The sequence below is a fragment of the Heliomicrobium undosum genome, assembly GCF_009877425.1.
In the GTDB taxonomy this organism is placed as follows: Bacteria; Bacillota; Desulfitobacteriia; order Heliobacteriales; family Heliobacteriaceae; genus Heliomicrobium; species Heliomicrobium undosum.
Genome location: NZ_WXEY01000002.1, coordinates 228,337 through 252,070, shown reverse-complemented (window position 1 = coordinate 252,070; position 23,734 = coordinate 228,337). Strand labels below are relative to the sequence as shown.

Here is a 23,734-nt window from a genome sequence, read left to right as displayed (position 1 = left end):
TCAATCCCATGGCTTCGCCAGAGATGCCCCTCCGTAACTACAAAGGTAACTACATTTTGGTTCTCTCTTCCACCTGGTGATCCCGCTGACCCGCATATGTTGTGGAGCCGGCGACAGGACTTGAACCCGCAACCTACTGATTACAAGTCAGTTGCTCTACCGGTTGAGCTACGCCGGCTCAAACACCGCTTAATATAACCGATTCAGCGGAAACTGTCAATGGAAGAGCGCGAAAAGATGAAAGGGTTCTCGGAAAAGCCAAGGATTATCATGGCATATTTTACTTGATTTTTACAAAATCAAGTGTATACTGGTAATAGACCCTGATATGGAATCGCGGGACCCTTCTCGAATGCCGCTGGCAGGGAGGTAGGTCGGATATCCCTACAGGGCAACTTTGCGTAGGAGGGTTCTTTCATGTATCAAGACAAGGTCTTGACCTGCAAGGAGTGCGGCGTCGAGTTTATCTTCTCCGCCTCCGAACAAGCCTTCTTTGCCGAGAAAGGCTTCACGAACCAACCCGGGCGTTGCCACGCCTGCCGCGCCGCTCGCAAGGCAACCAGTGGCGGCTATCAGGGGAGCAGCCATCACTCTGATCGGGAGATGTATCCCGTCGTCTGCTCCAGTTGCGGCAAGGAGACGACAGTCCCCTTTAAGCCCCGGCTCGATAAGCCTGTCTATTGCCGCGACTGTTTCCAACCGCGCCCGCGCTGGTAGAACCCCCAGTAAGAAACGCTGAAGATAGTCACGCTCGCCCTTGGGGCGGGCTTTTTTTATGCCAAAGCCATTTTCATTTCATCATCGCTTGTGACCCGACGGGGCAAGAAAAAGTTATTTTGAAACGCTATTTTTCTCATACCCTGCGGACTGCCCTTCAGGAGAGTTTTGTTATCTTAAAAACATACTGCCAAAAAAAGGAAAAAGCCGGTCCGCACCGAATAATCGGTATGTAATGGAAAACATCGGAGGTGTGGGCATGCTTCGGCTTACCTGGTTATCGACTGTGCTGGCGCTGGCTTTTCTGATCATTTCCTGCGCGGCGCCGATTGAAAAAGAGGTGGAGAACCGGGGAAGGACAAAGGCCGATGAAGGGGTTCAGCGGAGCGCGCCAGCTATGGTCGGTTCGCAAACCGTCGCGAATGGAAGGGCGGCAGACGGCAGTGGCGCCGGAGGCGTTCAAACCGCATCCCCCCCGGCGCCATCGCTGTCGCAAAACCCGGTCCCGCCGGTTGTTGATTGGGCCTTCACCCGCGCCAGGCAGCACCCGGAGATGTTGTTGCAGAACCTGATCGGATCGGCAAAATCGACCATCGAGGCGCCTGTCTCCCGCATCAACAAGCCGGAAATCGTCAAAACCTTGACAGAGGCAAAAAAACGGGGCGCTGTCGTGAGAGTCCTATGCGACCGCCAGGAGATCCGGAGCAAAGCGGAGGCAGAGGCGCTCAAGACCTTGAAGCGCGCCGGCATTCCCGTCAAACAGAACCGGCACAAGGGGAGCATGAACCTAAAAACGGTCATTGTCGACGGATCCGCCGTCGCGACAGGGCTGGACTTCAGCGAGAGAGCCGTTGCCGTCGATGACGATGTGCTCCTGGTCGTGCGCGATCCGATCATGGCCCAGGCTTGGAAACGGCAATTTGATGAGATGTGGGAGGACAGGGACAACTATGAGGATGTGAAATGAGGAAATGGAATTGAAAAAAAGGAGGTTAAACCTTCCCCTTTTCCTGAGCGATGCGCAGCATCTGCTCTTTTTTGTCTTTCGGCGGGATATGCAGTTCGCCGCGGCGGACGAGGGAGATGGCGCGGGGCCGGCAGCCCTTGACACAGGCGCCGCAGCCGATGCAACGGTCCGTCAAGACGAAAGCAATCTTCGCGCCTCCAACCTTGGCTGCTCCGGTCATCGCGGCGCCGGTCCTTCCACCGCCTGTGTTTGTCGATAGGAGAGCACCTGCGTCGTCGAAACCAGCGGTCCGACAAGAGCGGCCGTCGCCGGCCGTGGAACGATCGATCAGGGAGAGTGCCCGCACATGGCAACGCTTCAGGCAGGCGCCGCAACCGGTGCAGCGGTGTTCATCGATGGCGGGGATGAAATTGCTCGGATGGACCGAGGCGATGTTATGTTCGTTGATCGTCCGCAACACGCCGCAGCAGCAGCCACAGCAGTGGCAGATGTAGGCCGGGTTTTTTTGCACGTTGTCAGCCAGGTGGACGAGGCCCAGAGACTCCGTATGGTCGAGGACGCGCAGCAGTTCGTCTGTGCTGGCCGGGCGGGCGAAGCCGCGCCGGATCAGCCACTCGGCCGCAGCGCCCAGGGACGTGCAGACATCATCGATGGGGGCGTCGCAGGCCTTGCCCAGGTGATCGGCTTCGTGACGGCAGTAGCACATGGACAGGCCGCCGCCGGAATCACGGATCATGGCCGACGCTTTTTCATAGTCGAGGACCTCTGTTTCCACCTCGTCAGGCATGACACTCTCATAAGCCCAGGTGTGAAAAAGCTTCGTATCGGCGCCAAAGAACTCGCCGGCGACGCGCCTGTCGTGGAAGTAACGTTCGAAGAGTTCCGCCAGGTCCTTCTGGGGCAGTTTGTCGGTGACCCGCATGAAGGTGTACTCGAAGAATCCGATGACGAGCGGGGAGAGGACGTACATGCTCCGGCCTTTGCGGGGGAAGTCCATGACCAGACCCTTGTCGGCCATGTTGTTCAAATGGGCGACCAGTTCTGGCTGTGCAATTCCCGTCAGCTCCGCCAGTCGTTCCGCCGTCGTAAAGCCTTGCGGAAACTGGCTGGCGATCTCCGCCTCCTTGTGGGTGTACATCGTGTGTAGGATCTCCATCAGCGTTTCGTTCATGGGTGCCCCAATGGGGTTTTTGTCCAACCGGCTGGCGAGCGCACGGAGAACCTCTTCCTTTTTCATCCCTAGGTGACCGATGGGAAACACCTCCCTTTAACAAATCCTTTTGACAAAGAGGAATTAAAAACGAAGAAACCCCCTGGCCATGCAACCGACCAAGAGATTCCTCCGTCTCGCGCCCAAGGGCAATTTGATCCTATCAAAAGAAAGCACGAGGTACAAGGGGGTGAGCGCCAAGTCACTGTATTTTGACCCAAAAGTTTCCATATCAAATAATTAGAGGCTTTCAGGTAACCAGCATCAGGATTATTCTTCCTCTTTCTTGTCACTGCCGCCTTTTTTCTCGTCGCTTCCAGCAGTATCTTTTTTCTTTGTGGCGCCCTCATCTCCGCCTTCCTCGCCGCTACCGCCTTCGCTGTCTTCTTCTCCGCCTTTCTTACTGCCGCCCTCTTCGCTCTCCTCGTCGCCGCCTTTACTTTTCTTCTTCCCGCCTTCTTGCTCGCCCTCGTCGCCCTTTTTCTCCGTCTCCTCGTCCTTGTCTTCCACATTCATGCCTTTTTTCTCGCCTTGCTCACCCTTGTTCTGCTGCTGTGTCTGGTTCGTCTCCGGCGGTCGCCGTTCCGGCGTGCATCCGGACGCGATCATGTATAAAAAGAGCAGGATGGCCGCAGTGATCTGCCGTCTCATCAGGTCACCTCCCGAAGCAAGTTTTCCTCGGTGATAAGAACCCCATACCGGACCATGTGAATTCCTCCTCAACACATTGACACTGTTCCCGGCGATCCTGTACCATTTTCTTTAAAGAAACTTTGGATGGAACCTGGATTTGTTCCGGGAAAGAATGAAGGATGGGTGGCTATGTCGATGGAACTTCAAATCAACCTTGCGCCGGCCAGAAAAGAAAAACCGGCAGCCGATAAGCTCGGTTTTGGAACGATTTTTACGGACCACATGTTTGTCATGGACTATTCGGTCGAACAGGGATGGCACAACGCCCAGATCATGCCTTATGGTCCGCTGCTCTTTGATCCCTCGGTCATGGTCTTTCACTACGGGCAGGCCGTCTTTGAAGGCATGAAGGCCTTCCGGACCAAAGACGACCGTGTGGTCCTCTTCCGCCCGGAACGATACATCCGCCGCATGTCCTACTCGATCCAGAAGCTCTGCATCCCTGCCTTCGACGAGGCCTTCGTCGTCAACGCCATCAAGACCCTCGTCGATATCGAACGGGACTGGGTCTACGGCGCCGAAGGGACGGCGCTATACATCCGGCCTTTCATCATCGCCACCGACCCCTACCTGGGTGTGCGCCCGTCGAATACGTACAAGTTCATGGTCATCCTCTCTCCGGTGGGCGCCTACTACAAGGAAGGCTTCAACCCTGTCAAGATTTACATCACCGATGAGTTTACCCGGGCGGCCAAACAAGGGCTTGGCGACGTGAAGACCCCAGCCAATTACGCAGCCAGTCTGTACGCCGGCGAACAGGCGAAAAAGATGGGCTTCACCCAGGTGCTCTGGCTGGATCCGATTGAGAAAAAATACATCGAAGAAGTGGGCACCATGAACGTCTTCTTCAAGATCGGCGGGAAAGTGGTGACCCCGGCGCTGTCCGGCAGCATCCTCTCCGGCGTCACCCGCGATTCGGTGCTGCAGGTCCTCAATTCCTGGGGGATCGCCGTGTCCGAACGCGCTATCTCCGTCGATGAGATCTTTGCGGCCTATGACGAGGGACGACTGGAAGAGGTATTCGGCACCGGCACGGCTGCCGTCATCTCGCCTGTCGGTCTGCTTCGCCACGGCGAAAGGGAAGTCACCATCAACGGCGGCGTGACCGGCGAACTGTCGGCGCGGCTCTTTGACGCCATCACCGGCATGCAGTACGGGAAATGCAGCGACGATTTCGGCTGGATTGCCGAGGTCTAATCGAAGCAAAACGGTCTAGTCAAAGACAATCGGCCTAGCAAGCGGTCCGCTCCGAGTTCAATAGTACGACTCGGAGGCTAGCGAGAAGCCGAGAAAATCCGCTCGGAACCTGCGAATCCTAATAAAAAATAGGTCATCTGCAGAAAAAGCCAGCCCATCGGGCTGGCTTTTTTGGTGACAACGTTTTTATTTGTTCGTTCTTGGCATGGCGGTGGTGCCAGCGGCGGTCGTCCCTGCAGGGTTCATACCGCCGGCGGTGGTAGCGGTGGTAGCGGTCGTTTGCGGCGCCGTGGTTCCCAAATTGGTTTTGGTCTTGTCGGCGTTCTTGGCCATTGCTGCGTTCACCTCCCGCCGATAGTTTGTTCCATCTACCCGAATCAATGCGCCCTATCGCCGGAGGTAAAGAAACAGAGGCTGCCAAAGAGCGCCACAATGACGATGAGCGCCACGACCAGACTGCCGTTTTCCCAACAGGCGCCGCACGGACGCCCATAGGTGCTCATAAAGACACCCCCTCTAGCCTGCTCATAAGCAATTTTATCCTCTCTGCCCATAATGTTCTTTTGATGCATCATATGTCCCTTTTCTCTCTACGGTCAGTCATACACACGCCTAAGGAACATAAGGAGAAATGGCTTGCACAGCCTTTGGCTGGGACTGCTGGAACTCATAAATGATCCGGGAGATCCGGGCAATGGCCGCATTCGCCTCGGTCTCGCTGGGATGATGGCAGAGGATGGCCAACACATAGGGGCGGTTGGGGAGCATCACGATGGCGGCGTCATGGAAAAAGCCGATCTGCGATCCGATCTTGTTGGCCACCTTGATGTGATCGGGAACACCAGCGGGGATACGGTCATCGATCTTGCTGTGGAGCAGGTACTGGAACATCTCCTCCCCGTAGTCAGGGTTGAGTTGCCGGAAAATCCAGATCCCTTTGAGGTAGAGGGCCATGTCACGGGCGCAGGTGACATTGCCCTTTCCAGGTCCAGCCGGCACTGTGTGGGCGCCGGCAAGTCGCAGGAAGAGGTAGAAGTTGGACCGCCCGACCCGGCGCATGAGCATGTTGGTGGCTGTGTTGTCACTGTCCTCGATGACGTGCTTTGCCAGTTGCCGAAGGGTGTACTGCCGGCCGGGGCGGTAGCTCCAGAGCCCACCCGAACTGGGCGCCAGGTCGCCCGAGGTGAGGGTCATCGTTTCATCCAGGTCGATCCGTTTGTCAAGGGCTAAGGCATAGAGGAAGAGGACCAGCGGCACCTTGATGGCGCTGGCAGCCTGGAAGTTTTTGTCCGGTTCGATAGTGAACTGTCTGCCGCTCTTCAGGTCCTCCAAAAACAGAGCATAGTCGACGCCTGATTCGGCCATATCCTTGCGGATTCGCTGGCGCAATTTGTCATACTCCGGTCCGGTGGCGACGGTCGTTTTCTGCGTCTCTTCGAGTTGCAAGACGAATTGCAGTTGGGCGATCTGCCGCTGCTGCCAATAAAGCCACCCCCAGGCGAGGGAGGCGAGCAGGAGCAACAAGCCGGCAACCCATAGGGCCTGTCTTTTCACATTGGACGCCACCATCCGCGCGGCCAAGCTGACTCCTCCTTTTTGATCGCCTCTCACCATCATACGGTAGCGAAAAGTGGAGTATGAATGAAGGAGCGCTAATAATGCCGTGTTAGGGGGGGCGCTTTGTGTTTTTCACCATTAATTTGCGAAACCGCCGCTGGCGGTGGATCGCGGGAGGACTATCGCTGCTGCTCTTGGCCCTGCTGGCTTCGGCGGCCTTCCGGCTGGGGGGCGAACCGGAGGAAACCCTGTCCGAATCGCTGGGCTCCGCCTGTGCCGACCTCGACCGGCTGCTCTACCCGGCGGCGCCGCCGCTGAAAGGCAGTGATGTGGCCGAACTGCAGGAGCGGTTAAAGGAACTCGGCTATTACAGTGGACCGCTCGACGGCGTGTACGACACGAAAACGGTGGATGCGGTGACGCAGATGCAGCGGCAAAAAAGGCTGAAGGCCGACGGCTGCGTTTCGTCCTCGACCTGGCTCGCGCTGGCGCCGCCGGTGATGACGAGCCAACCGGTGGAACCGCAAAAGCCCCCCTCGGCGCCTGCAGGCGCCATCACTCTTGTCGTCGAACTGGAAAAAAACACCCTCTCTGTTCTCACCGACGGGAACGTCTATAAGACCTACCCGGTGGCGACAGGAAAAAGGGCCACCCCGTCGCCCGTCGGCGAATGGCGGATCGTCGACAAACAGAAACACTGGGGCGACGGTTTCGGCAGCCGCTGGATGGGGTTCAACGTCCCTTGGGGCATCTACGGGATTCACGGCACCAACAAACCCTGGTCGGTCGGCAAAGGCGTCAGCGGCGGCTGCTTTCGCATGCACAACCGCGACGTAGAGGAACTCTTTGAATGGGTCCCCTTGCGGACCGTCGTCCGTGTCATCGACTCGCAGAAGGTCAAATTGTCCAACAGCGCCTATAAAACCGGCATGACCGGCCAAGAGGTGGCCCGAATTCAATTCCGCCTGCAGGAGAAAGGGTTTTCGCCGGGCTTGGCTGATGGGCGTTTCGGGGCGGAGATGGAAAAAGCCGTCCGCAACTTCCAACGACAGCACCAGTTAAGCGAAACCGGTGTCATCGACGAAGCGACCCTCCGGCTCCTCGATTTTCAGGTGGAGAAAAAGAAGGGGCTTGACGGCTGAGCCAACCCTGGGTATAATTCGTATTGTTCTCGCTCGACAACAAAGAGAGGGAACCAATAGGCGGTCGTGGCGGAATTGGCAGACGCGCTAGATTCAGGTTCTAGTGGTCGCAAGGCTGTGGAGGTTCAAGTCCTCTCGACCGCACCATTTGATGAGAAAGACGGTTTATGCCGTCTTTTTTGCTTTTCCGGGTTTGATTTTATTCGTAGTTCCCCTCCCAATCCTCTCCGGGGATATTTCGTTCCCCCTGTCCCAGACTAAGAGGTAGAGCGGAAGAGAAAGGGGGGGAACGGCATGTGGGAACGGGATAAGACGCTGGTTCATGATACCGGATTTGAGTTCGGCCACGCCGGATGGTTTGCTTTTCATGCGGTCGCGATTCCGACCATGATGTATATCGGTTCGGTACTGACATCCCGGAAAAAGCGGCACCGGTTTCATTAAAGTCCCCTTTTCGGTATAAAGCTATTTGATTAAAAACAACAGACAATTCCGCCGGGCCGGTTTCGCCCGGTTTTTTTCTAAAAAAAATCCAGCGCATGGCGCTGGCAGGGAGAGATATATCCACCAAAAAGCGGAGCATCACTAGTTTGCCCAAAGGGCGAATGCCTATTCAGGATTCACACATAATTCGGAGATAAAGCGCCGGCGAGGGTCTTCAGTGTCGGAGACCCCGCGAAGATCCGGTCGGTCTGCTGGGGCTCCATGTCCCCCAGAGGAATGGGCGGTTTCGGGCCTACCCAGAGGAGCAGGTCCTCCGGCGACAAGCGGGACAGGGTTTCCATGAGGAAGCGCTGCGGGTTGTCGATCCGGATGGTCCAATCGGGCAAGGCGAAGCGGACCGAGCGGGGGAGACGGATGTGGACCTCGGGCGCGCCGAGCGCATCATACCAATCGGAGAGAAGGGCAAGCCACTCTGCAGCTGTTACCGGGTCGGGAGGCAGGAGCATCACATGGATGGCGCCGAAATCATGGCAGGCGACAGCTGTCAACAGTTCGCTGATGCTTGCGCAGTCACGGCCTCGGTCCCAGAGGAGATGGCACGACTGGGGGCCTAAGGGAACCATCTGCCGTTCCCCCTCCGGCGGCCTGATGAGGGACAGTTTTTTAGCCGCCTCATCAGGGGGAAGCCCGATCAGCACCGCCATAGTCCATGCGGCGATGGCCCCCTGCAAGGCGTCACTGCCCAGGATCGGAATGCTTGTCCGCCATTCCCCGGCCGATACGGTAGGGCCGTGCAGCACATGCAACGGTCGTTGCAAAAATAAGTTAAATTGGCACCCTTCAGTGGTATAATGGATGGTAGTGGCAGAGACATCGGCCACCGGCGACATGCCGCAACGATACCGGAATCGCTGCCCGCCCGGCTCCCGGGGAATCACGGTGATGACCGGATTTGACAGACGGACCGGCGGTTCCTGAAAGGCGATGCGGTGTGTCGGCGCCTGGATGACGAGACGATCGGTGCGCGTCTCCATGAGCACAGAGATATTCGGTGGGATCAATTGGGTGAACAAACCCGCAGTCCATCGATGAAGGGTCAACCCCAATCCCTCCTTACACCCTTGACCAAACCTTTATGACTAATATGGCTGTTTGCCCTGGAGAACTTTCCGACCACTTTTGGCGCTGGTCACATTTCTTGGGAGGGAGTGTTTCGCCCCTTGCCCCGCATCCAACTGGTCACAGACAGCACAGCCTACTTGACATCCGAGGAGATCCGGCGCTTGCAGGCCCATGTCTTATCCCTGCAGGTGATCACCGAAGATCGCTCTTTTCCCGAAACCGAAATTGACAGCGAGGCTTTTGCCGGGTACCTGCGCAAGGCGCCGAAAGTGCCCACCACGTCCCAGCCGCCGCCGGCCCGGTTTCTTGAACTGTACGAAGTCCTCGCGTCCGCAGGAGAGCCGGTGATTTCGTTGCACATCTCTTCCGGCCTCAGCGGCACCTGGCAGGCCGCCTCTGCCGTGGCTGCCGGTCTGGAGGGCGCTCCGATCCATGTGGTCGATTCCCTGTCGGCAGGCATGGGTCTGAAGTTGCAGGTGGAGGCCGCCCATGCCGCCATCGCCGCCGAAATGCCGCCGGAAAAGGTAATCGAAGCGATTTGTCGCGTCCGTGATCGTCATAACCTGTTTTTGATCGTCGATTCTTTGGAATATTTATATAAGGGCGGGCGCATCGGCGGCGCCCAGTCGCTCATCGGATCGTTGCTGCAAATCAAGCCGATCCTTTGGCTCCAAGAGGGCCGGATCGAGATCTTTGAGAAGATCCGTACCCGCCGGAAAGCTTTTCAGCGCGTCGCTGAATTCATCGCCGAACGCTGGCGCCAGGAAGGCCCGCTCCGCCTCGATGTGGGGCACGTGTACGCCCCGGAGGCGGCCAAGGAATTCTGCGAGCAGATTGTCGATCTGGTCCCGGAAGCGAAGCCGACGTTCAGCGACATTGGTCCTGTCATTGCGGTTCATGTGGGGCCGGGCACCGTCGGTGTCGCCATGGCTCCATTGGAAAAATACGAATAAAAGGAGTGTTGCCCATGTTGGACATCGTACGCAAAGCACTGCTGGCCGGCCTCGGCGCCGTCACCTTGACCAAGGAACGAGCTGAGGTCATCGTCGATGAATTGGTGAAAAAAGGCGAGATGAGCAAAGAGGAAGCCAGCAAGATCATCGAAGAACTGCTGGAAAAGAGCAAGGAACAGCGCGAGGTCGTCTCCGACACGTTCAAGAGCGAATTTGGCCGTCTCCGCAACGACTTCGGTTTCGTCACCCGCAAGGAATTTGACGCCCTCGAGGCGCGCATCGCCGCCATTGAGGAGAAGCTGGGCATCCAACCGAAACAGGAGGTTGTCATCGACGCCGAGCCGGCCCCTGCTGAGGCTCCGGCCGCTGAAACGACGGAGGAAAAGGCAGAGTAGTTCTTTAAGAGTAATTTCTTATCGGAAACTAACATGTCCCCAGAAAAAAAGGAGAGATAGGGAGAGACGATGCCGACCTACGATTTCGAATGCACCCACTGCGGTCACCGGTTTTCCGAGTTGGTGGCCTACGATAAGCGGAGCGAAGTCCCTTGCCCCGAATGCGGACAAAAAGGCGCCAAAGCGCTGATGACGGGCTTTTTTGTCGGGAAGTCCAGTTCATCGTCCCCCTGCGGAACGGGCGGATGCCCCATGCCGACACCGGGGGCCTGCTCTGGCGGCGGCTGCGGCTGTCCTTTTTAACGCCTCTGACCCTGCCAGAAGTCAGCGTGGGATTCCATCCCATCAATGCTAGGCTGCCGAGACGACCGATGCCTGTCCGGAGGATTTCTTCCGGACAGGCATTTTTCATTCATAGTCCAGCCGCCACGCCCATATACATGTCAGCAGAATCGGGACAAGGGTGAGGGGGGAGTTCGATGAGGCCTCTGTTCCACCGGTGGCGTCACATGGTGCTGTTGTTGTCCATGCTCCTGTTCTTCCAGAATACCGGCGTTGCTTTGGCCGACCCGGAAACACCCCCGCTGGAAGACAAGTCTCAGCGGCCGGTCAAACATGTCCTCATCATGGTCATGTCTGGTGTGGGGATGGACGCGTTGCTTCACACTCATGCGCCAGCTTTTCATGATGTGTCCAAAGAAGCGGTGAAAGTAGAGCAGGCGGTCGCCGTCTACCCACCGGCCAACCCGCCGGCTTTGGCCTCATTGGCCACCGGCGCCACGCCCCTTCGCCATGGCATGCTCAAACCCCTCCAGCCCTTGCAGGCGGAGACGATTTTTCAGGTCTGGCAGGCCCAGGGGCAGCAAACCTTGCTGGTCGCCTCGGCAGAAGAAGATGTGAAGCCGCTGGCGCCCGGTTTTCGCCAAAAGGTATTCCTTCGCGACGGCGCCGCCAAAGCGCTCACTGACCAAGCCGTTGAACAGTGGAAAGCCAATAAACCCTTTGCCACCCTGGTGGTCTTCTCCGATCCGGCGCGAGCGTCAAAAAAAGAGGGCCCCTACAGCCAGGGACACCTGCGCGCCATCAGTGAGGTCGATCAGCAGATCGCCCGCTGGATCCGCACGATTAAAGAGGCCGGACTCTATGAGGACACCCTGATCGTCATCACCGCTGACCATGGGCTGGCCCCGCGCGGCAGCGATCGCACCGACAAATCGGTCGACCGGGAACTCGTGGTGCCCCTGCTCCTGCGCGGCCCCAAGCTCAAAACAGCCGTCACGCTGCCGCCTGCGGGCACTGTCGACGTGGCAACCACCTTGGCCCAATTGACAGGAGTCCGCCGTCCGGCTCAAGCGGAGGGGGATGTCTTATGGAACGCCATGCTCCCCGGCGCCGAGGTGAGCCAAGAAGGGCTTTATGACAGGCGGGTGAAAGACCTCAGCCAGCGCAACCTGGAATTGTCGCGCAGCGCCTTCCAGTTGGCCGAAGACAAGATGAATATCGACTCTCGTGTGGAGAACCTGCAGGAACAGAAACGGCAGATGCAGACGTTTACCGAAGAGAAGGAACAGGTGATCACCGCTCTGGAAGAGAAGGTCTCCTGGCTGCGTTACCTGATCGGCGCGATCATCGTCCTCGCCATCATCGGCTTTATCGTCGAGTACTGGCTGCTTCGCAAGCGATTCTTGCTCTTTAGTTAGAGGCGGCTATCCCGCTTTGTAGAAAAGCGCCAACCATGATATAAAAAACAAAACAGGTGAAGCCACATAGATAGGGCGGGCGCATCCCCGTCCTTTTGCTTTTTCTACGGATATCCAGCATCAACGGATGCCGACGGTTGTACTAGAACTGTTTCTCACAAGCGCCATTTTTTTTTGCATAATGCATGTAAGCAGGATATAATGGCAGTCAGAATAGGAGTGCTGGAGGGAGACGGATGTCCCTTTGCCGGTTTCCCTTGACCGTTATCAACAAGGAGGAGGCCCGCCGGTACGCCGGAATGGCCGGAACGTCTGGAGAGGAATCTCAATTTCCCGAAGAACGGCTCCTCGCTGCCTGTCAGGAGGGGCTTCTTTATGCCGAGGGAAAAGCGATCTGGAAAGCACTTCCTTATGTTCCGGAGCGTAGCGCCATCGGCGCTGATCCCGTCATCGTCCTGGAAGGGCGGGATATTGTCGCCCATCTCGCCGGCGCCGAATCGGTCGTCATCATGACAGCAACGATCGGCCAATCCCTTGAGCGGGCGGTGGAGGAACATTTTGCCGCCGGACGCTATGTCCAAGGGATGCTCCTCGACGCTGCCGGCACAGCCGCAGTAGAGGCGGTGGCCGATCAGGCGAATCGCTACATAGAGGAAGAGGGCGCCCGCCGGGGATACCGCGCCACCTGGCGCTTCAGTCCCGGCTACGGGGATTGGCCGCTGTCCGTGCAGCCAGCCCTGCTTGCCGCCGTGGAAGCCGGCAAACTACCCGTCTCGGTCACGGAAGGACTTATGCTCGACCCGCAAAAATCAGTCACAGCCATCATCGGCTTGATTCCGCGCAGGAATGGGTCGATTGCATCTGATAAGGGAACCGGTGTCGTCTGTCAGAGAGGTTGCGCCGCCTGCCCGAAGAAAGACTGCCTCGCTAGAAAGGAATCGTGATAGGATGATAAAGCTTTTTGACGGCGCCATGGGTACCATGCTGCAAGCGGCAGGTCTGCCGCCGGGCGCTTGCCCGGAACGGTTCAACCTGGAACACCCGGAACGGGTGACTGCCATCCACCGGCGCTATGTGGAGATGGGCGCCGAGATCATCGAAACGAACACCTTCGGCGCCACCCGGCTCAAACTGGCCCACTACGGGATGGCCGACCAGGTCGAGGCCGTCTGTTATGCCGCCGTCCGGGCCGCCCGTGCCGCCTGCGGCCCGCAAACCAAGGTCGCCGGCTCTGTGGGACCGACGGGAAAACTGATCGCGCCGCTCGGCGAGTTGCCCTTCGATGTGGCTGTGGACGTATATACGGAACAGATCAGCGCCCTCGCAGCGGCTGGCGTAGATTATATCCTTATCGAGACCATCATCGACATCCAGGAGATGCGGGCCGCGCTGCTGGCGGCGAAAGCCGCGGCCAAGGTCCCCGTGATCTGTCAACTCAGTTTTGGCGCTGACGGGCGCACCGTCACCGGCACCGATCCGGCGACAGCCGCCTACCTGTTGGAGGCCATGGGGGCTGACGTGATCGGCGTCAACTGCTCTCTGGGACCGGCCCAACTGCTGCCGGTCATCGAAGCCATCGCCGGCGCCACAAACCTCCCCATCAGCGCCCAGCCCAACGCCGGGATGCCTGAACTGATCGACGGGTGCACCGTCTTTCCCATGAGCCCGGAAGAGTTTGCTTCCTGGGCGCCCAAACTGGCGGCCGCCGGCGCCACTTATCTTGGCGGTTGCTGCGGCACCACGCCGGAGCATATCGCCGCCGCCAAGGCTGCGCTGGAAGCCGCCTATCCCGGCGGCGCCGCCCCTGACCGTCCGGAAAAAGTCCCGGTGACGGCGCTGACGAGCCGCAGCCGCACCGTCTTTCTGGGTCCGGCTTTTTCGCCGGTGATCATCGGGGAGCGCATCAATCCTACAGGCCGCAAGGCCCTGGCCGCCGAAATCAAAGGCGGAAGCTGGCTGACGGTGAAACGGGACGCCATCGAACAGGTCCGGGCCGGCGCCCGGATCCTCGATGTGAACATGGGTGTTCCCGGGATCAACCAAGCCGAGGCGATGGAAACAGCCATTACGGAACTGTCCCTGCTCGTCGATGCGCCCCTGGCCATTGATACGACCGATGGGGCCGCTTTGGAAGCGGGGCTCCGCGCCTATCCCGGCCGCGCTCTGATCAATTCGGTGAGCGCCGAGCCGGACCGGCTCCGTGAATTCCTGCCGCTTGCCAAAAAATACGGCGCCGCCGTGCTCTGCCTGCCCATTGCGCCAGGCGGCGTTCCCCAGACGGCGCAGGAGCGCGTGGCCATCGCCCAGCAGATCGTCGACGCCGCCCTGGCCGCCGGTCTGCGGCGCCAGGACCTTCTGCTTGATCCCCTCGTCATGACTGTGGCCACTGACGCGAACGCCGCTCAGGAAACGCTGGAGACGCTCCGCTGCTACCGGAAAACCTTCGGGTTCCCGACCGTCATGGGCCTTAGCAATGTCTCCTTCGGCCTGCCGCGCCGCAATCTCGTCAACGCCGCCTTCTGCGCCTTGGCCCTCGACGCCGGCCTCGACGCGCCAATCATGAACCCCTTTGATGAAACCCTCTCTGATTGTTGGAACGCCGCCCAAGTATTGCTCGGCCACGACAAGCAGGGACAGCGCTTCTGCACCCGTTACGCCCAGTCCGCGGCGGCGCCTTCACCGGCGAAAGTCGCGGGCAACGCCGCGACCGAAGGCGATGTGCTCACCCGCATCCGCAAATCTGTCATAGCCGGGGAGAAAGAGAGCGTAATCCCCCTCGTCCGTGAGGCATTGGCCGAAGGATTGACGGCCATCGCCATCACCGAGGGAGGGCTGACATCCGCCATGACCGAGATTGGCGAGGCCTACGGCAGCGGGCGTTGCTTCTTGCCTCAAGTCATGCTGGCGGCTGAAACGATGCGGGCCGCCTTTCAGACCCTGAAGGCGGAACTGCCCAGCCAGGACATGGTCAGCAAAGGGCGGGTGCTCCTGGCGACGGTGCGAGGCGACATTCACGATCTGGGCAAAAACATCGTGGCGGCCCTGCTGGAGAACAACGGCTTCACCGTCATCGACCTCGGCAAGGACGTGCCGGCTGAACGGATTGTCGCCGAGGCGCAGGCGCAACAAGCCGACGTGGTCGGCCTCTGCGCCTTGATGACGACGACCCTGCCCGAGATCGACCACACGATCGCCGCCCTCAAAGCGGGCGGGGTCGAATGCCTGACCATGGCAGGCGGCGCTGTTGTCACCGCCGAATACGCTGCGGCGGCTGGAGCTGACGGCTATGCGCCGGATGCCGTCTCGGCTGTGAAATTGACGGAAGAACTGCTTAAAAGGCGAAAGTGAGAAAAATGCGAGGGCTGACGTGGAACGTCAGCCCTTTTCAATGCGCATTTTATCGTTTTTTTGTCGTCCCGGTTTGATTTTTCACTCTCTCACTGAAAAGTAATGCCGGTCACACCGCCTGGTTGCGCAGCTTTTCCCGCAACCGATCGACATGAGCGGAGAAAAGCTCCAACCGCCGTTTCTCCGTCTCGGCGTTGTAATGACCTGATTCCAGATCTAATGTGGCAATCAACTTCGCATAAAAGAGCTTATCTTCCAAGGACATGTTCCGGTTTTGAAAATACTTGTCGATCCGGTACAGAACTTGATCTTCTCGCATTACGGCCACCTCTTTCACTTTCGAGCTATACCCTATAATCGTATGCCTCGGTCGACAGTCGTAGAACCGGTTCTACACTATATATCCCCTGCATAAATTTTACATATGAACGGCCGATTGGACAGGGAGGAGGAACCGGTCTTGCAAATACAGGAACAGCGGAAATTGGAGCAACAGATCCTCGGCTTGCTCGACCAGTTGATCGATGAAGCGAGCCAGGTCAGCATGCTCGTGGGCCCTTACCGGGAGGAGCGCTTTGAGGAGGGCGCACGGCTAACGGCGCAACTGGCGGTGCTCTGTGAATTGCTGGTGGAGGGAAGGCGCGAATATGTGGAACCAACCATGCGCCAGCTTCTGCAGCAAAAGCTTCCCCATCCGGCCGTCTTGCGCAGTTTCGGCGAATTCCAGCGCACCCTCGAAGACTACCTGAAAGCCGGCATCGCTCGACGGCAGACAGAATGGAACGGCGGGACTGTTGCCGTGAGCGATGAGACGCCGGTGTTGCCGGGAGAGGACACAACGCCCAGTTACGCGGCGCTCTGCAGCGCAGTAGCTGAGCAAGCCGCATCCGTTGATTACTCCGCCCCGGCCCTGGCAGCTTTGCCCGATGGCGCGTCCCTAAGACAAACGCCATCGAAACCGCGCGCCGCCGCGTCGCCAAAGGCTGCCGCCAAAGCCACAGACCCGGAGGAAAAAGAATCTGGTAAAATCATCGTTATGCGCGCCTTGCAGGATATATACCCACAGATAGAGGTGATCGCCGGCAGCCCGCCCGGCCTGTCAGGCATCACCGCCTACGTGCCCGCCAAGGGGCTTGCCGTATGCTGCGCCCCCGAGCCGAAACGGGCGAGCCGCCTTGAATTCGTCTGCCGGCAACTGGGCCTCAAATTGGCCTATATCCCACCGACAGACATGCACAGCCCCAGCCGGTTGAAACGGGCGTTGCTGCGCACGGGAATCCGCTGATTTTTTCTTGACCCTGTCGCCAGAACGGTGTAAAATACGAATACATTTGGAATAACAGTTCTAATGGTAATGATGGGGAAGAGTAACCGTCTCATCCGCACAGACAGCGAACCGGGGTTGGTGGAAGCCGGGCTGGCGGAAATGGTGAAAGCCACCCCTGAACTGCAACCTGAGCCGCCGGGCATAATATGCTGGTGGGGTAGGGGATGCCGGCCTTCCTCCGTTATCGGGAAATTGAGTGGACCGGCGTATTATTGCCGGTAACCAGGGTGGTACCGCGAGGCCAGGCCTTCGTCCCTTTTTGTGGACGAGGGCCTTTTTTTGTCGAATGAAAAAAGGAGTGACGTACCATGGAAGCTGGGGCCAAAAAGCAAATCCTTGACATCCTCCAGGAAGACTGCCGGAGGAGTCCCGAACAGATCGCCCTCATGTTGGGGCTGGAAGCGGAGGCCGTAAAAGCCGCTATCGCCGAGATGGAAGATGAACGCCTCATCCTCAAATACCCGGCCCTGATCAACCCGGAAAAACTGGGTGATGACACGGTCACCGCCATGATCGACGTGAAGGTCGTTCCCCAGCGGGATCTGGGCTTTGACCAGGTGGCTGAGCGCATCTACCGCTACCCGGAAGTGCGGTCCGTCTTCCTCATGTCCGGCGGTTATGACCTCTCTGTCGTGATTGAAGGGCGGACGATGAAGGAAGTAGCCCTTTTTGTGGCCCAGAAATTGGCTGTTTTGGAGCATGTCCAGTCGACGGCGACCCATTTCGTCCTCAAGCGGTACAAGAAAGACGGCGTCATCTATGACGAAAAAGCAGAAGACAACAGATTGCAGGTGAGTCCGTGATGAAACCCTTTAATGATTACATCAACCCGGTAATCCTTGAACTGCCGCCCTCGGGGATCCGCCGCTTTTTCGATCTGGTGGCCAATACGAAGGGCGTTATCTCCCTTGGTGTGGGCGAACCGGACTTCGTCACCCCCTGGCATGTGCGCGAATCCTGTTTTTACGCCCTCGAACGGGGTTACACCATGTACACGTCCAACTTTGGCACGCCGGAGTTGCGGAAGGAAATTACCCGCTTCATCCAGCGTTCCTATGGGGTCGATTATGAACCCCTCTCGGAAGTTCTGGTCACCGTCGGCGCCTCCGAGGCCGTCGACCTGGCCATGCGGACGCTGCTTTGCCCCGGCGATGAGGTGCTCGTCCCCGAGCCGAGCTATGTCTCCTACTCGCCAACCGTCACCATGGCCGGTGGCGTGGCCGTCGCTGTCCCCACCTATGTGAAGGACGACTTCCAGTTGACCGTTGAGGCACTGGAGAAAAAGGTGTCGCCGCGCACCAAGATGCTTATCCTCTGTTATCCGAATAATCCGACAGGCGCGATCATGACCCGGCCGGAACTGGAGGCCATCGCCCGCTTTGCTGAAGAGAGGGACCTGATCGTCCTGGCTGACGAGATCTACGCCGAACTGACCTATGAGGGCCAGCACGTCTGCTTTGCCGGCCTGCCCGGGATGCGCGATCGCACCGTGCTGATCAACGGCCTGTCCAAGTCACACGCTATGACGGGTTGGCGTATCGGATATGTTTGTGGGAACAAGGATTTTGTCGCCCAGATGACGAAAATACACCAATATACCATCCTCTGCGCGCCGATCATGGGCCAGATGGCCGCCCTCGAAGCGCTGCGCAACGGGGATCTGGAAAAGTCGCGCATGGTCAACCAATACGACCAGCGCCGCCGTTTCGTCGTCGCGAGATTCAACCAGATGGGGTTGACCTGTTTCAACCCGCGGGGCGCCTTCTACGCCTTCCCCAGCATCACCGCCACCGGTCTGTCCAGCGATGATTTCTGCGAACAACTGCTGGCGGAGGAAAAGGTGGCCGTCGTGCCCGGCACCGCCTTCGGCGCCAGCGGGGAAGGGTTTATTCGCGTCTCCTACGCCTCATCGATGGCCAATCTCACGGCCGCCTTGGACCGCATCGAGGCTTTTGTCCAACGCTGCAAGAAACGGCAGGCGTCCTGAAAGGAAGATGCCTGATGAAACTCCGCTTTTTGGGAGCCGCCCAGACGGTCACCGGTTCCTGCTACCTCATCGACACAGGGAAGACCAAACTCCTCGTCGATTGCGGACTCTACCAGGGCCCCAAGGAGATAAAAGAGCGGAACTACGGCGAATTTCCCTTCAACCCGGCTGAGATCGACTTCGTCTGCCTGACCCACGCCCATACAGACCACTCAGGGTTGCTGCCCAAACTGGCCCGCCTGGGCTTTAAGGGCCAGATCCTGGCCACCACGCCGACCATCGACCTCTGTAACATCATGCTGCCCGATTCAGGCCACATCCAAGAGATGGAGGTGGAGCGGAAAAACCGCAAAGCCTCCCGTTCGGGAAAAGCATTGCTGCAGCCCATCTATACCGTCCGCGACGCTGCCGAGACGATGAAGTACTTCCGGCCTGCCGGTTACCGCGAGACCATCCAGTTGACCCCGGAAATCCGGGTGCGTTTTCAAGATTCCGGCCATATCCTCGGTTCGGCTTCCCTGGAGATCTGGGTGACCGAAGCGGGGAAGGAGGCCAAGATCGTCTTTTCCGGTGACCTGGGTAACACCAACCTGCCCATCGTCAACGAGCCGACGACCATCACCGACGCCGACTACATCGTCGTCGAGTCCACCTACGGCGACCGCGACCACGACCGGAGCCGGTCCCGGTTGGATCTGCTCCAGGAGGTCATCCAGGAGACCTATGACCGGGGCGGCAAGCTGCTCATCCCATCCTTTGCCATCGAACGCACCCAGGACCTACTCTATGAACTGGCCCAATTGTTCCAGCAAAAGCTCGTCCCAGACATCGACATCTACATCGACAGCCCCCTGGCTATCGCCGCCACCGAAGTCTTTATGAAAAATATGTACTACTTCGACGACGAGGCCAAGGGCTTTTTCACCGCCAACAACGGCGTCTTTTCCCTGCCAAACCTGCACTACTCCCGCCGGGCCGAGGAATCTATGGCTCTCAACAGTCTGCCAGGGCGGGCGATCATCATCGCTGGGTCGGGGATGGCCGATGCGGGGCGGATCAAGCACCACCTCAAGCATAATCTCTGGCGCAAAGAGACGACGGTGCTCTTTGTCGGCTTCCAGGCGGAAGGCACCCTGGGACGGCGGTTGCTGGAGGGGGAAAAGCAGGTCCGCATTCATGGCGAGGAGATCACCGTCCGCGCCAACATCCGCAATGTGCCGGGCTTTTCCGGCCATGCCGACCGGAGCGGCCTGATCAACTGGCTAACGCATTTTCAAAAGCCCCCGAAAACCCTCTTTATCACCCACGGCGAGCCGGAGGCGATGAAAAATTTTTCCGGTCTGATCCGGCAACAGTTGGGTTGGAAGACCCATATCCCCGCTTGGCTGGAGGAAGTGCCCCTGCTGGCGGAACAGCCAGCCGAGGCGCCGGCGGCAGCAGCGGCTGTGACTCCGACCTCTGTACTGCCCTCTGTCGGCGATCTGGTGACGCCAGAAGCCGCCGAGCGGGCCTATCTGCAACTGCGCATGCTGTTGCGTGAACTGGTCGAAGAGGAAATGGACCGCCACGAATATGCCCGCCTGCTGGAACACTTCAAAGAACTGGAGAAGGTCATCCTCTCCATGTTGGGACGGCCGCTCGGTGGCGCCGGCGGTGGTCGCGCGGCGGGGTAAGACCGGTTGTATAGGGAAGGAACGCCTCTGGACAAATTATGGTATGGAGGTGAGCCTTAAATGACCCATACCATCAACGACGACTGTGTCAACTGCGGCGCCTGCGCCCCCGAATGCCCGACGAATGCCATCAGCGAAGGCCCTGACAAGTACATCATTGATGCCGACAATTGCATCGATTGCGGCGCCTGCGCCGATGTCTGCCCCGTTGGCGCTCCCCGTCCGGAAGGGGACCAAAAATAAACGTTCTGTACAAAAACCTTCCCTGCCGCTGTGCGGGGAAGGTTTTTTACCCTGTTGCCAAGCCGATCAGGGGAGAGTACAATGGGACTGACAATCATTTGCATTCAGGGGGCTGTATCCCATGCGACTTTCCCTCGACCGGGTCAAAAGAGGCCAGCAGGTCGTCATCCGTTCCCTTCCTGACGAGAGGATCCGTGCGCAAGCCATCCGCTTCGGCATCGCCGAGGGCGCTGAGGTGGTTTGTCAGGAGATCATCCCCGCCGGTCCCATCGTCATCCGCAAAAACAAACAGGAAATTGCCATCGGGCGAGATCTGGCCAGGCGAATCGATGTGGAACTCGTCAGTTGACAGGATAGGGATGCAATGAACCAGGAACCAGGAATCTTCGCCTATTTGCGGCGCCTCCCCGCCGTCCATCTTGTCGCGGCGCAGCCTGAACTTCGGGAAAGATCGGATGCCATTGGACAAGCGCGACTGGTAGCGGCCATTCAGACCGCCCTCGATCATCTGCGTCAACAAATCCAGGGGGTCAAATCACTTGAAGCGCTCAAACAGATCGATATCACGCCGCAACGCGTCAGTCGAGCGGCGCTGGCCTTGCTGGAGGCGCAGGAGCGACCGCGTCTCCAGCAAGTGATCAACGCCACCGGCGTGATTCTCCATACGAACCTCGGCCGCGCGCCCCTGGCCGACGAGGCCTTGATCGCCATCCAAAGGGCCGCGTCGGGTTATTCGAACCTGGAACTCGATTTGGCCTCAGGCAAGCGGGGGGAGCGCTATGACCATGTGCGGGACCTGCTCTGCCACTTGACCGGCGCCGAAGCGGCCCTTGTCGTCAACAATAACGCCGCTGCGGTCCTCTTGGTCCTTACGGCCTTAGCCAGAGACCGGGAGGTCATCCTTTCGCGGGGCGAAATGATCGAGATCGGCGGTTCTTTCCGCATCCCTGACGTGATGCTCCAAAGCGGCGCCCGGCTCGTCGAGGTGGGCACGACAAACAAGACCCGGATCTCCGACTATGCAGGCGCCATTACTGATCAGACGGCGCTTCTGTTGAAAGTCCACCCCAGCAACTACCGGATCATCGGTTTTACCGAATCGACAGCGCGAGAGGACCTAGTCCGTCTTGGGCAGGAGCGGGGCGTCCCTGTTGTGGAAGATCTGGGCAGCGGGGCGTTGCTGGATGGTGACGGTTCCGGATGCTTTTTTGGCGAGCCCACTGTTTCCCAGGTGGTCCGCTCTGGCATAGATGTCGTCACCTTCAGCGGTGACAAGCTCCTCGGCGGACCTCAAGGGGGAATCATCGCCGGCAAGCGCTGCTGGATCGACCGGATCGCCAAGCATCCGCTCACACGGGCGCTGCGTGTCGACAAATTGACCCTGGCCGCGCTGGAAGCGACCCTTCATCTCTACCTGCGACCAGAAGCGGCCCGAGAACAGATTCCCGTCCTCCGGGCGCTGCATCGTGATGAAGCGGAAATCCGTGAAGAGGCGGAAATGCTTGCCGCATCGCTGCGCTCGGCCCTGGAAGCCGCCTTCGCACCCGATCCGGCAACAACCCCCGCAGCGACTCCCGTTCCGACCCCCACGGCTGTCTCGTTCATTGCGCAGGCAATGGTGCAACCGAATGGGAAAGCGATCAACCGAAAAGGGAGAATGCCGGCAGGAGACAGCCTGGTTCGCGTGGAAAAAAGCTATGCCCAGGTGGGCGGAGGCGCCTTGCCTGAGCTGCAGATCCCCAGTTGGGCCGTTGTCGTTTCGCCGCGAGCCAGCGCCCGACAGTTGGCGGAGGACCTGCGCTGCGGCGAGATCCCCGTCCTCGGGCGGGTGCAGTCGGAAGAACTCTGGCTGGATCTGCGGACGGTCACTGCGGCGCAGGCAACCGTGCTGCCCCGTCTTGTGTCGGCTGTTTTCTAAAAATAGGGCGGCTGTTTTTTTATCATGTACGGTGTATCTTTTCGCAAAGTACGAAGGAAGGGAGGGATAGCCGTGACCTTGGATCCGATTCGCCTGACGGCGATGTCCAGCAAGGCTGGGTGAGCAGCCAAAATCGGTCCTGCGGACCTAGCCCAGGTCTTGGGCTACTTACCTCCAAAACCAGACGACCCCAACCTGCTCGTCGGCTTGGAATACAGCGATGACGCCGGCGTATACCGGCTGTCGCCGGATTTGGCGCTCGTGCAGACCGTTGACTTTTTTACGCCGATCGTCGACGATCCCTATCTCTTCGGGCAAATCGCCGCCGCCAACGCCCTCTCCGACGTGTACGCTATGGGCGGACGGCCGGTGACGGCCCTCAATCTTGTCGCCTTTCCCACTAAATCGCTGCCCATGAAGGTCCTCGGCGAGATCCTGCGCGGCGGCGCCGACAAGGTGCGCGAAGCCGGCGCCGTCTTGCTCGGCGGCCACTCCATTGAGGACAAGGAGCCCAAGTACGGTCTCGCCGTCACTGGCGTCGTCCATCCCGACCGGGTCTGGACCAACGGCGGCGCCCGGCCCGGTGACGGGTTGATCCTGACCAAGCCGCTGGGGATCGGCATCATCTCAACGGCCATCAAAAACGGCAAAGCCTCCCCGGAGGCCGTAACGGCGGCCACCGAAGCGATGACTACCCTCAATAAAACGGCGGCGGAGGTTCTTTCCGACTTTTCCGTCGGCGGATGCACCGATATCACCGGCTTCGGTCTCCTCGGCCACGGCCTGGAGATGGCCCGGGCGTCTCGATGCAGCCTCCTGATCCGCGCCGGCGAGGTTCCCATCATCCCCGAAGCCCGCGACTACGCCATCGCCGGATACGTCCCCGGCGGTTCCAAATGCAACCTGTCCACTGTTTCGCCGCAGCTTCGTCTGGCGGCGGATTTGCCGCCAGAAACGGGTATCCTGCTGGCAGATGCCATCACCTCCGGAGGCCTGCTCGTCTCCCTGCCGGAAAAAGAGGTGGAAGCGGCGATCGCGGCGCTTCATCAAGCCGGTGTGACCGGCGCCCGTAACATCGGCAGCGTCTCCGGCGACGCGCCGGGCACAATCACTGTTCTGTCGGAATAGGAAAGAAGGGTCA

26 protein-coding genes, 2 tRNA genes and 1 other annotated feature are annotated in these 23,734 nt (G+C 59.0%); of the genes, 20 read left to right on the top strand and 8 right to left on the bottom strand.

Annotated features, from left to right (window positions below; translation table 11 throughout):
- Positions 1 to 102: 102 nt before the first annotated feature.
- Positions 103 to 178, bottom strand: a tRNA-Thr gene (locus tag GTO91_RS03370).
- A gap of 239 nt (positions 179 to 417) precedes the next feature.
- Between GTO91_RS03370 and GTO91_RS03365 the strand changes: the two genes are divergently transcribed.
- A complete protein-coding gene (locus GTO91_RS03365; RefSeq protein WP_161254822.1) occupies positions 418 to 717 on the top strand; it encodes a zinc-ribbon domain containing protein in 300 nt (99 codons plus the stop codon).
- A gap of 259 nt (positions 718 to 976) precedes the next feature.
- Complete coding sequence (locus GTO91_RS03360; RefSeq protein ID WP_161254819.1) at positions 977 to 1,684, top strand: phospholipase D-like domain-containing protein; 708 nt, start codon at positions 977 to 979, stop codon at positions 1,682 to 1,684.
- A 25-nt stretch (positions 1,685 to 1,709) separates the two neighbouring features.
- On the opposite strand, the gene GTO91_RS03355 is transcribed toward GTO91_RS03360, so the two are convergent.
- Positions 1,710 to 2,945, bottom strand: a complete 1,236-nt coding sequence (locus GTO91_RS03355) for a 4Fe-4S dicluster domain-containing protein (RefSeq protein ID WP_161254816.1) — start codon at positions 2,943 to 2,945, stop codon at positions 1,710 to 1,712.
- A gap of 219 nt (positions 2,946 to 3,164) precedes the next feature.
- Positions 3,165 to 3,545 (bottom strand): hypothetical protein, encoded by a 381-nt coding sequence (locus GTO91_RS03350; protein WP_161254813.1) that lies wholly within the window; start codon positions 3,543 to 3,545, stop codon positions 3,165 to 3,167.
- A 177-nt stretch (positions 3,546 to 3,722) separates the two neighbouring features.
- On the opposite strand from GTO91_RS03350, the gene GTO91_RS03345 reads away from it, so the two are divergent.
- A complete protein-coding gene (locus tag GTO91_RS03345) occupies positions 3,723 to 4,784 on the top strand; it encodes a branched-chain amino acid aminotransferase (protein WP_456318572.1) in 1,062 nt (353 codons plus the stop codon).
- Positions 4,785 to 4,970: 186 nt separating this feature from the next.
- Here GTO91_RS03345 and GTO91_RS03340 read toward each other — a convergent pair whose 3' ends face one another.
- The 3 genes from GTO91_RS03340 to GTO91_RS03335 form a co-directional block, all read right to left on the bottom strand.
- The gene (locus tag GTO91_RS03340) at positions 4,971 to 5,117 is read right to left on the bottom strand and encodes a hypothetical protein (RefSeq protein ID WP_161254808.1); all 147 of its coding nucleotides are present in this window, start codon (positions 5,115 to 5,117) and stop codon (positions 4,971 to 4,973) included.
- Positions 5,118 to 5,161: 44 nt separating this feature from the next.
- Positions 5,162 to 5,287, bottom strand: coding sequence for a hypothetical protein (locus GTO91_RS18335; RefSeq protein ID WP_268894798.1), 126 nt, complete (start codon positions 5,285 to 5,287; stop codon positions 5,162 to 5,164).
- 109 nt (positions 5,288 to 5,396) lie between these two features.
- Positions 5,397 to 6,365 carry a serine hydrolase gene (locus tag GTO91_RS03335; RefSeq protein WP_161254804.1) on the bottom strand — a complete coding sequence of 323 codons (969 nt, stop codon included), beginning with the start codon at positions 6,363 to 6,365 and terminating at the stop codon, positions 5,397 to 5,399.
- A 101-nt stretch (positions 6,366 to 6,466) separates the two neighbouring features.
- Between GTO91_RS03335 and GTO91_RS03330 the strand changes: the two genes are divergently transcribed.
- The 3 genes from GTO91_RS03330 (at position 6,467) to GTO91_RS03320 (ending at position 7,927) form a co-directional block, all read left to right on the top strand.
- Positions 6,467 to 7,483, top strand: a complete 1,017-nt coding sequence (locus tag GTO91_RS03330; RefSeq protein WP_161254801.1) for a L,D-transpeptidase family protein — start codon at positions 6,467 to 6,469, stop codon at positions 7,481 to 7,483.
- Positions 7,484 to 7,543: 60 nt separating this feature from the next.
- Positions 7,544 to 7,630 (top strand) — tRNA-Leu (locus GTO91_RS03325).
- A 147-nt stretch (positions 7,631 to 7,777) separates the two neighbouring features.
- The gene (locus tag GTO91_RS03320) at positions 7,778 to 7,927 is read left to right on the top strand and encodes a hypothetical protein (RefSeq protein WP_161254798.1); all 150 of its coding nucleotides are present in this window, start codon (positions 7,778 to 7,780) and stop codon (positions 7,925 to 7,927) included.
- 176 nt (positions 7,928 to 8,103) lie between these two features.
- On the opposite strand, the gene GTO91_RS03315 is transcribed toward GTO91_RS03320, so the two are convergent.
- Positions 8,104 to 9,027, bottom strand: a complete 924-nt coding sequence (locus GTO91_RS03315) for a hypothetical protein (RefSeq protein WP_161254795.1) — start codon at positions 9,025 to 9,027, stop codon at positions 8,104 to 8,106.
- 108 nt (positions 9,028 to 9,135) lie between these two features.
- Between GTO91_RS03315 and GTO91_RS03310 the strand changes: the two genes are divergently transcribed.
- The 6 genes from GTO91_RS03310 (at position 9,136) to GTO91_RS03285 (ending at position 15,445) form a co-directional block, all read left to right on the top strand.
- Positions 9,136 to 10,002: a DegV family protein gene (locus GTO91_RS03310; protein ID WP_161254792.1), complete on the top strand. Its 867-nt coding sequence runs from the start codon at positions 9,136 to 9,138 to the stop codon at positions 10,000 to 10,002.
- Positions 10,003 to 10,016: 14 nt separating this feature from the next.
- Positions 10,017 to 10,397, top strand: coding sequence for a phasin family protein (locus GTO91_RS03305; protein WP_161254790.1), 381 nt, complete (start codon positions 10,017 to 10,019; stop codon positions 10,395 to 10,397).
- Between the two features lie 69 nt (positions 10,398 to 10,466).
- The gene (locus tag GTO91_RS03300; RefSeq protein ID WP_161254787.1) at positions 10,467 to 10,700 is read left to right on the top strand and encodes an FmdB family zinc ribbon protein; all 234 of its coding nucleotides are present in this window, start codon (positions 10,467 to 10,469) and stop codon (positions 10,698 to 10,700) included.
- A 176-nt stretch (positions 10,701 to 10,876) separates the two neighbouring features.
- Positions 10,877 to 12,097 (top strand): alkaline phosphatase family protein, encoded by a 1,221-nt coding sequence (locus GTO91_RS03295; RefSeq protein ID WP_161254784.1) that lies wholly within the window; start codon positions 10,877 to 10,879, stop codon positions 12,095 to 12,097.
- 236 nt (positions 12,098 to 12,333) lie between these two features.
- Positions 12,334 to 13,041, top strand: a complete 708-nt coding sequence (locus GTO91_RS03290) for a methionine synthase (RefSeq protein WP_161254779.1) — start codon at positions 12,334 to 12,336, stop codon at positions 13,039 to 13,041.
- Between the two features lie 4 nt (positions 13,042 to 13,045).
- The gene (locus GTO91_RS03285) at positions 13,046 to 15,445 is read left to right on the top strand and encodes a homocysteine S-methyltransferase family protein (RefSeq protein ID WP_161254776.1); all 2,400 of its coding nucleotides are present in this window, start codon (positions 13,046 to 13,048) and stop codon (positions 15,443 to 15,445) included.
- Positions 15,446 to 15,554: 109 nt separating this feature from the next.
- Here the strand turns inward: GTO91_RS03285 and GTO91_RS03280 are convergent, their stop codons facing one another.
- Positions 15,555 to 15,764 carry a hypothetical protein gene (locus tag GTO91_RS03280; RefSeq protein WP_161254773.1) on the bottom strand — a complete coding sequence of 70 codons (210 nt, stop codon included), beginning with the start codon at positions 15,762 to 15,764 and terminating at the stop codon, positions 15,555 to 15,557.
- Positions 15,765 to 15,905: 141 nt separating this feature from the next.
- On the opposite strand from GTO91_RS03280, the gene GTO91_RS03275 reads away from it, so the two are divergent.
- The 8 genes from GTO91_RS03275 to selD all read left to right on the top strand — a co-directional run bounded on the left by GTO91_RS03275 (position 15,906) and on the right by selD (position 23,721).
- A complete protein-coding gene (locus GTO91_RS03275) occupies positions 15,906 to 16,730 on the top strand; it encodes a hypothetical protein (RefSeq protein WP_161254770.1) in 825 nt (274 codons plus the stop codon).
- Between the two features lie 60 nt (positions 16,731 to 16,790).
- Positions 16,791 to 17,032, top strand: a binding site (T-box leader).
- A gap of 48 nt (positions 17,033 to 17,080) precedes the next feature.
- The gene (locus GTO91_RS03270) at positions 17,081 to 17,575 is read left to right on the top strand and encodes an Lrp/AsnC family transcriptional regulator (RefSeq protein WP_161254766.1); all 495 of its coding nucleotides are present in this window, start codon (positions 17,081 to 17,083) and stop codon (positions 17,573 to 17,575) included.
- Positions 17,575 to 18,759 (top strand): aminotransferase class I/II-fold pyridoxal phosphate-dependent enzyme, encoded by a 1,185-nt coding sequence (locus tag GTO91_RS03265; RefSeq protein ID WP_161254763.1) that lies wholly within the window; start codon positions 17,575 to 17,577, stop codon positions 18,757 to 18,759. Before GTO91_RS03270 ends, GTO91_RS03265 begins: the two co-directional genes overlap by 1 nt.
- 14 nt (positions 18,760 to 18,773) lie before the next feature.
- Positions 18,774 to 20,432, top strand: coding sequence for an MBL fold metallo-hydrolase RNA specificity domain-containing protein (locus GTO91_RS03260; RefSeq protein WP_161254760.1), 1,659 nt, complete (start codon positions 18,774 to 18,776; stop codon positions 20,430 to 20,432).
- A gap of 60 nt (positions 20,433 to 20,492) precedes the next feature.
- A complete protein-coding gene (locus GTO91_RS03255; protein ID WP_161254757.1) occupies positions 20,493 to 20,675 on the top strand; it encodes a DUF362 domain-containing protein in 183 nt (60 codons plus the stop codon).
- Positions 20,676 to 20,796: 121 nt separating this feature from the next.
- Positions 20,797 to 21,024, top strand: coding sequence for a FeoA family protein (locus GTO91_RS03250; RefSeq protein ID WP_161254754.1), 228 nt, complete (start codon positions 20,797 to 20,799; stop codon positions 21,022 to 21,024).
- Between the two features lie 15 nt (positions 21,025 to 21,039).
- Positions 21,040 to 22,593 (top strand): L-seryl-tRNA(Sec) selenium transferase, encoded by a 1,554-nt coding sequence (selA, locus tag GTO91_RS03245; protein WP_161254751.1) that lies wholly within the window; start codon positions 21,040 to 21,042, stop codon positions 22,591 to 22,593.
- Between the two features lie 102 nt (positions 22,594 to 22,695).
- Positions 22,696 to 23,721 carry a selenide, water dikinase SelD gene (selD, locus tag GTO91_RS03240; RefSeq protein WP_407929514.1) on the top strand — a complete coding sequence of 342 codons (1,026 nt, stop codon included), beginning with the start codon at positions 22,696 to 22,698 and terminating at the stop codon, positions 23,719 to 23,721.
- Positions 23,722 to 23,734 lie beyond the last annotated feature (13 nt).

Bases quoted from the DNA above. Each gene is read 5' to 3' on its own strand.
- GTO91_RS03365 (WP_161254822.1), top strand. From the start codon at position 418: ATGTATCAAGACAAGGTCTTGACCTGCAAGGAGTGCGGCGTCGAGTTT.
- GTO91_RS03360 (WP_161254819.1), top strand. From the start codon at position 977: ATGCTTCGGCTTACCTGGTTATCGACTGTGCTGGCGCTGGCTTTTCTG.
- GTO91_RS03350 (WP_161254813.1), bottom strand. From the start codon at position 3,545: ATGAGACGGCAGATCACTGCGGCCATCCTGCTCTTTTTATACATGATC.
- GTO91_RS03345 (WP_456318572.1), top strand. From the start codon at position 3,723: ATGGAACTTCAAATCAACCTTGCGCCGGCCAGAAAAGAAAAACCGGCA.
- GTO91_RS03340 (WP_161254808.1), bottom strand. From the start codon at position 5,117: ATGGCCAAGAACGCCGACAAGACCAAAACCAATTTGGGAACCACGGCG.
- GTO91_RS18335 (WP_268894798.1), bottom strand. From the start codon at position 5,287: ATGAGCACCTATGGGCGTCCGTGCGGCGCCTGTTGGGAAAACGGCAGT.
- GTO91_RS03320 (WP_161254798.1), top strand. From the start codon at position 7,778: ATGTGGGAACGGGATAAGACGCTGGTTCATGATACCGGATTTGAGTTC.
- GTO91_RS03305 (WP_161254790.1), top strand. From the start codon at position 10,017: ATGTTGGACATCGTACGCAAAGCACTGCTGGCCGGCCTCGGCGCCGTC.
- GTO91_RS03300 (WP_161254787.1), top strand. From the start codon at position 10,467: ATGCCGACCTACGATTTCGAATGCACCCACTGCGGTCACCGGTTTTCC.
- GTO91_RS03295 (WP_161254784.1), top strand. From the start codon at position 10,877: ATGAGGCCTCTGTTCCACCGGTGGCGTCACATGGTGCTGTTGTTGTCC.
- GTO91_RS03290 (WP_161254779.1), top strand. From the start codon at position 12,334: ATGTCCCTTTGCCGGTTTCCCTTGACCGTTATCAACAAGGAGGAGGCC.
- GTO91_RS03285 (WP_161254776.1), top strand. From the start codon at position 13,046: ATGATAAAGCTTTTTGACGGCGCCATGGGTACCATGCTGCAAGCGGCA.
- GTO91_RS03280 (WP_161254773.1), bottom strand. From the start codon at position 15,764: ATGCGAGAAGATCAAGTTCTGTACCGGATCGACAAGTATTTTCAAAAC.
- GTO91_RS03270 (WP_161254766.1), top strand. From the start codon at position 17,081: ATGGAAGCTGGGGCCAAAAAGCAAATCCTTGACATCCTCCAGGAAGAC.
- GTO91_RS03265 (WP_161254763.1), top strand. From the start codon at position 17,575: ATGAAACCCTTTAATGATTACATCAACCCGGTAATCCTTGAACTGCCG.
- GTO91_RS03260 (WP_161254760.1), top strand. From the start codon at position 18,774: ATGAAACTCCGCTTTTTGGGAGCCGCCCAGACGGTCACCGGTTCCTGC.
- GTO91_RS03255 (WP_161254757.1), top strand. From the start codon at position 20,493: ATGACCCATACCATCAACGACGACTGTGTCAACTGCGGCGCCTGCGCC.
- GTO91_RS03250 (WP_161254754.1), top strand. From the start codon at position 20,797: ATGCGACTTTCCCTCGACCGGGTCAAAAGAGGCCAGCAGGTCGTCATC.
- selA (WP_161254751.1), top strand. From the start codon at position 21,040: ATGAACCAGGAACCAGGAATCTTCGCCTATTTGCGGCGCCTCCCCGCC.